Below are 5,684 nucleotides of genomic sequence, written 5' to 3'. Positions count from 1 at the left end.
GTTGGAATCTCGATGCCATTTTGTAAGAGGGCATCATGATAGAGTTTGTAATAAAGATGGTAGATGGCCACTTGGCTTCCCGACTGGACCATCATGGCGACGCGGAAGGAATAACGACCTGTCCCTTTTTCAATTTGAGGGCCTAGAATCGTTGGACCATCTAAAATTTCTGGATGCTTCTGGGCTTGTTCATCGTTGACTTGCTGGAAGATTTGATAGATTTTGTCTAGGTCAGTTTGAGCAGAAATCGGCATATCGATGAGGACGCGCTGGTTGCCCCGAGAGAGATTGCTGACAACCATAATATTGCGATTGGGTACATAATGCAAAGTCCCATCTGCATCTCGCACCTGGGTCGTCCGAATGCCCACACTAGAGACGGTTCCAGCGATGGTGATCGGACCATTGGTCAAACGAACGGTATCCCCGACGTCTATCTGACGTTCCAGAAGAATAAAGAACCCATTGACCAAGTCTGATAGGAAGCCCTGTGCTCCTAACCCGATGGCAACTCCGGCAATTCCAGCACCCGCTAAGAGACTAGAGACTGGCAAGCCCAAGATAGAAAGAATCCAGTAGATCAGGATAAAATAAAGACAGTAATTTAACAGACTCTCTACCAAGCGCACGATGGTATTCTTCCGCGCTTCATCTTGGCCTACATAATTCAGAGAAGGCTTCAAGATGCGTTTCACCAAACTATGGATTAGTTTTTTTGCAAGAAAAAATAAAACGAATAAAAAAGCTAACGAAATCAATTTTGAAACCAATTCATCCATGATCTTGGACCAATCAAACTGACTGACATAGCGGGAAAAAATATTCTTCATACCTTCTATCAATCTCCTTCTCTTTTTCTAATGGTTTGATTATATCAAATTTTAGGCTATAGAACCACTAACCTCCTCTTATGCTCATCTTGATTTTCAAACTTATCCATCGTATAATGGACGGTAAACTTTCAATAAAGGAGGTCCTTATGGTCAAACGACTCATTCAAACTTGGAACAAAACCAACCTTATGAAGCGGATTGCAATCGGAATCTTCGTTGGAGCCCTTTTAGCTCTGTTGCTTCCTAAAGCATCTGCAATTGGTCTGTTAGGGGAAATCTTTGTAGGAGGCTTGCGGGCTATTGCTCCTCTTCTAGTCTTCGCCCTTGTCGCTAACGCCCTCTCCCAGCACCAAAAGGGAACCCAAACCAATATGAAATCAGTCATTGTCCTCTACCTCCTGGGAACTTTTGCGGCAGCCTTGGTAGCGGTCCTGGTGAACTATCTCTTTCCTATTACCATTTCTTTAACAGGAACTAGTGCTGAAGGAACTTCTCCCGATGGACTAGGGGAAGTCATCAGCAACCTTCTCTTAAAAATTGTGGACAACCCGCTCAATGCCCTCATTCAAGCCAATTATATCGGAATCTTATCCTGGGCCGTCGTCTTTGGTGTTGCTATGAGAGAAGCGAGTGAGCACAGCAAGGACCTCCTTCAAACCCTGGCAGATATCACTTCCAAGATTGTCGAATGGATCATTAACCTTGCGCCATTTGGGATTCTTGGCTTGGTCTATACAACGATTGCAGGACAAGGATTTGATGGACTTAAGAGCTATGGCCTCCTCTTACTTCTCTTGGTTGGCACCATGTTCTTCGTCGCTCTAGTCATCAACCCGATTTTTGTCTACATCATGATTCGCAAAAATCCTTATCCGCTCGTCTTCAAATGTCTACGAGTCAGTGGACTGACTGCTTTCTTTACTAGAAGCTCTGCTGCTAACATCCCTGTCAATATGAAGCTCTGTAAGGAACTAGGTCTCAACCCTGATACTTACTTGGTCTCTATCCCTCTGGGATCTACTATTAATATGGCCGGAGCTGCCGTTACCATTAATACCTTGACCCTGGCTGCTGTCAACACCTTAGGTATTCAGGTCGATTTTGGGACTGCCCTGGTCCTCAGTATCGTTGCAGCCGTTTCAGCCTGTGGGGCTTCTGGAGTCGCCGGTGGTTCCCTCCTCTTGATTCCTGTCGCCTGTAGCCTCTTTGGTATCGACAATGATATCGCTATGCAAGTGGTTAGTGTAGGCTTCATTATTGGCGTCATCCAAGATTCTTGTGAAACAGCCCTTAACTCATCAACAGACGTCCTCTTTACAGCCATTTCTGAAATGAAAGATTGGCCCAAAGAAAAACGCTATTAAGACAGAAAGACCAGATCACACGATCTGGTCTATTTCTTTTTCTTAAAATATCGTTTGCTTTCCTTTATAACAATAGGCGATAAGGCTAACAAGGCGATAAGATTTGGCAAGGCCATCAGTCCATTCACAATATCGGCAATGATCCAGACCAACTCTAACTGAAGAAAGCCTCCTACCCCCACCATCAGGATAAACAGAAGACGGTAATAGGGAATGAGTTTGACTCCCGCCAAAAATTCGACACAGCGTTCACCATAATAAGACCAACCCAAAATGGTCGTCGTCGCGAACAAGACCAAACAAAGAGTCAGAATGATCCCACCGATGTGGCCAAAGGTCGAGATAAAGACCTGTTGGGTCAAATCACTCCCAACTTGCCCCACTGTTGTCCACTGGCCAGATACTAAAATAGCTAGACCAGTTAGGCTACAAATAATTATGGTATCGATGAAGGTCCCGGTCATAGAAATCAGACCTTGCTCCACCGGCTCTTCCGTTTTTGCTGCAGCTGCTGCAATCGGCGCCGATCCCAGCCCTGACTCATTGGAGAACACTCCACGCGCCACCCCTTTTTGAATCGCCTCTTTCACCAAGGCTCCTGAAAAACCACCGATAGCCGCGGTTCCTGTAAAAGCACCTTGGAAAACTTGGGATAGAACGGTCGGCACTTGGTCCATATTCAAGACAATAATATAAACTGTCGCAAAGATATAGGCTGCAGCCATAAAAGGAACCACCTTTTCGGAAACCTTGGAAATCCAATGAATTCCCCCAAATATGACAGCCGAAACGATTCCTGCAATGACCAGACTAGCGACTTGTGGGGAAAGTTGAAAACTAGTCTTCAAAGCGCCCGTAATGGCATTCACCTGGGTCATGGTTCCAATCCCAAAGAGAGCCACTAAGACACCTGCCAGGGCAAAGAAAATAGCAAGGGGACGCCATTGTTCACCCATCCCATGGAGAATGTAGTACATCGGACCACCAGAAATATGACCATTGTCATCCTTGGTCCGGTAGCGAATGGCCAACAAACCTTCTGCATACTTGGTCGCCATCCCAAAGAAGGCCGCCATCCACATCCAAAAGAGGGCACCTGGACCTCCTGTCTGAATAGCTGTCGCTACTCCGACAATATTTCCTGTCCCAACTGTCGCTGCCAAGGCTGTTGCCAAGGCTCCGAAGCTAGAGATATCCCCTTCTCCTTGATCTTCTGTAAAAATGAGCCGAAAGGCTTGGGGTAAACGAAAAACTTGAAGCAAGCCCAAGCGTAAGCTCAGATAAATCCCAGTCCCCACCAAGAGGATCAAAAGGGGAGCCCCCCAGACCACATTATCTACTTGTTTAAAAAACGCCAACCAATTTGTCATCCTTATCTATTTCTCCTTTTATCATTTGTCTAGCTTTAGAAAGGGATAGCCATCCACTTCCTCCACATCATCCAAGCAATCATCCAAAGAGAAAAAGAAAGAGCACATGTCAAAACATGTACTCTGGTGCTCCAAATAAAAACCAAAAAGGCTTCTATCTTTTGCTCTGTCCTTTTACCTGAGAGTTTGAGTAGAATGCTCTACCTTGCCCCTTCGGTGCCTTTACGGTCTCTCCAGAGTTCCGTCCATTTCACAGTCATAGGAAGGCCCTACTTCTGAAAAACTTCATCCGGTATGATGTTCAATTTGTCCTATTTTAGCATAATTTGAATAGAAGGTCAATGTTTTCAGAAACTATGTATGCGGTAGAATTTTTTAGAACGCCTAAATTCATACATTTTTTAGGAGAACATCACCGAGTTTTAAAAAAAGACTGAACAAATTTCTTGCTCAGTCTTGACATTGATACACTTATCAGGTATCATTAATTAAAGACTGAGTAAGAAGGACGAGTTCTTACTCGGTAAGGCGAGAAGTGTTAGCTCACTTTTCGTCTTTTTTTATTCGATTAATTTAAGTAAATTATAACACATTTTTACATACCGCGCAAGCATTTTGTGTTTTATTGTAGCACAAAAAGACCTTTTTACAAAGGTTATTCTTATATAACTTTTTGTATACTTTGTTGTGTGCTTCTATTGTTTCCGGAAGTAGGATAATCTTTTACTATCAAGGTAACATTTATATCTAGATGTATTTTCTTTATCCGTTTTACTCATTCTCTTTTTAATGGTATAAGCAGAAACTTTCTCTAAAGAAATAAATTTTTCATAATCTTCTCTCCAGTTGCCAAAGAATAGTTCTCTCAGGGAATCCTCATAATTCAAAACAATTATCCGACTCATCGTTTCAGCTCCAGCAAGAGTCCAATACATTCCTCTTTTTTTCATTCTATAAGTGACCTTACGATGCTGACTCTCCATTATCCCGATTCCTGCATGGCTGAATCCTCTTTGTTCGGCTGGTTTAGTGTATTGGAAATTTCTCAATATTTTACTCTTGAACTTCTCAAATAACTCTTGTTCTTCTTCTGTCTCGGTATAACTTTCGGTCGTATCTAGGACAGTTCTCATTAACTGCTTATCATGTTGTTTAATCGCCTGGAAAGCTCCCTCTAATAGATCTTCAGAGTAAAATTTTAAATAATTCTTCAACTCCTTATTTACATGGTACTCATCCCAAAAATGTTCGTGTCGTTTAATTCGCAAAACCTTCGCAATTTCTTTGAAAACATAGGGTGTATATCCATGACCTCCATCAGAGTTCGTAATCAATAAAGTCTGATCCGTGACTTCGTAATTATTGAATAGATAATCGATTACCTGCTCCCTCACTAAGCGATTGTCAAGGCCAATAAATTCTTTTTTGTCCTGGAGTTCAAATCGATTGCTACCAACTTTCTGGCTTCCCGTATGGACTACAAAATGGGATAAATCATAATGTTTATTATTCTTCTGTATGTCACGTGCTTTGACCATCACACCATCACCCTCAATATAAATAACCTGGGCTTTTCTTTTGCTAACCTCTTTATTCTCCTCATAATATCGATAGCCTTCCCTTTCCTCCAATAACTTCTCACAGATTTTTACAGCTTTTACTACAATTGGCTTTGTGATAGAGATGTGATAAGTCAATTGGATCACCTGAGTTACTTTATCATATGGCATTAAAGTAGATAATTTGGCCACCTGATACATAAATTCCCAGGAGAAGCGAACGTTCTTTTGAAGCCCTAACTTTTCATCTACTGGGATGACCCAATGATCTCCCTTTTTCCAACGTCTTCTTCTGAAAGTAAACTCACCAAATGTAAAAGCGACGGTTCGCTCCATTGAATGAATACAGGTATAACCCTTTGCTTTCATGACTGGAATCATCTCCTCATCATACTTAGAAACAAAGTTATAAAAATCTTTTTCATTTTGAAACAGCAATTGATTTTTTAGTTCTCTCTCATCAAAGAAAGCCATTCAGAATCCTCCCTTATTAAAATTACGCTTATTTTAATAAATTTTGACCTGAATGTTCAAATAATCCTTTGTTCTGACAAAAAA

4 protein-coding genes and 1 riboswitch are annotated in these 5,684 nt (G+C 42.0%); of the genes, 1 reads left to right on the top strand and 3 read right to left on the bottom strand.

The annotated features are described in order from the left end of the window. A partial coding sequence (locus tag QZ158_RS07590) for a mechanosensitive ion channel family protein (protein WP_293887298.1) occupies positions 1–830 on the bottom strand: 830 nt, incomplete at its 3' end. A gap of 149 nt (positions 831–979) precedes the next feature. Here QZ158_RS07590 and sstT point away from each other — a divergent pair. Continuing rightward, the gene (sstT, locus tag QZ158_RS07585) at positions 980–2,197 is read left to right on the top strand and encodes a serine/threonine transporter SstT (protein WP_293887296.1); all 1,218 of its coding nucleotides are present in this window, start codon (positions 980–982) and stop codon (positions 2,195–2,197) included. A gap of 29 nt (positions 2,198–2,226) precedes the next feature. Here the strand turns inward: sstT and QZ158_RS07580 are convergent, their stop codons facing one another. Together QZ158_RS07580 and QZ158_RS07575 are read right to left on the bottom strand one after the other, a co-directional pair. After that, positions 2,227–3,567 carry a sodium:alanine symporter family protein gene (locus QZ158_RS07580; protein WP_293887294.1) on the bottom strand — a complete coding sequence of 447 codons (1,341 nt, stop codon included), beginning with the start codon at positions 3,565–3,567 and terminating at the stop codon, positions 2,227–2,229. A gap of 156 nt (positions 3,568–3,723) precedes the next feature. After that, positions 3,724–3,814: riboswitch (glycine riboswitch) on the bottom strand. Positions 3,815–4,262: 448 nt separating this feature from the next. After that, positions 4,263–5,600, bottom strand: coding sequence for an ISLre2 family transposase (locus QZ158_RS07575; RefSeq protein ID WP_293887292.1), 1,338 nt, complete (start codon positions 5,598–5,600; stop codon positions 4,263–4,265). Positions 5,601–5,684 lie beyond the last annotated feature (84 nt).

It is taken from the genome of Streptococcus sp. A12 (assembly GCF_905372335.1).
Lineage (GTDB): Bacteria > Bacillota > Bacilli > Lactobacillales > Streptococcaceae > Streptococcus.
Note: the sequence above shows the minus strand (reverse complement) of the source record. Positions and strands in the feature narration are given on the sequence as shown.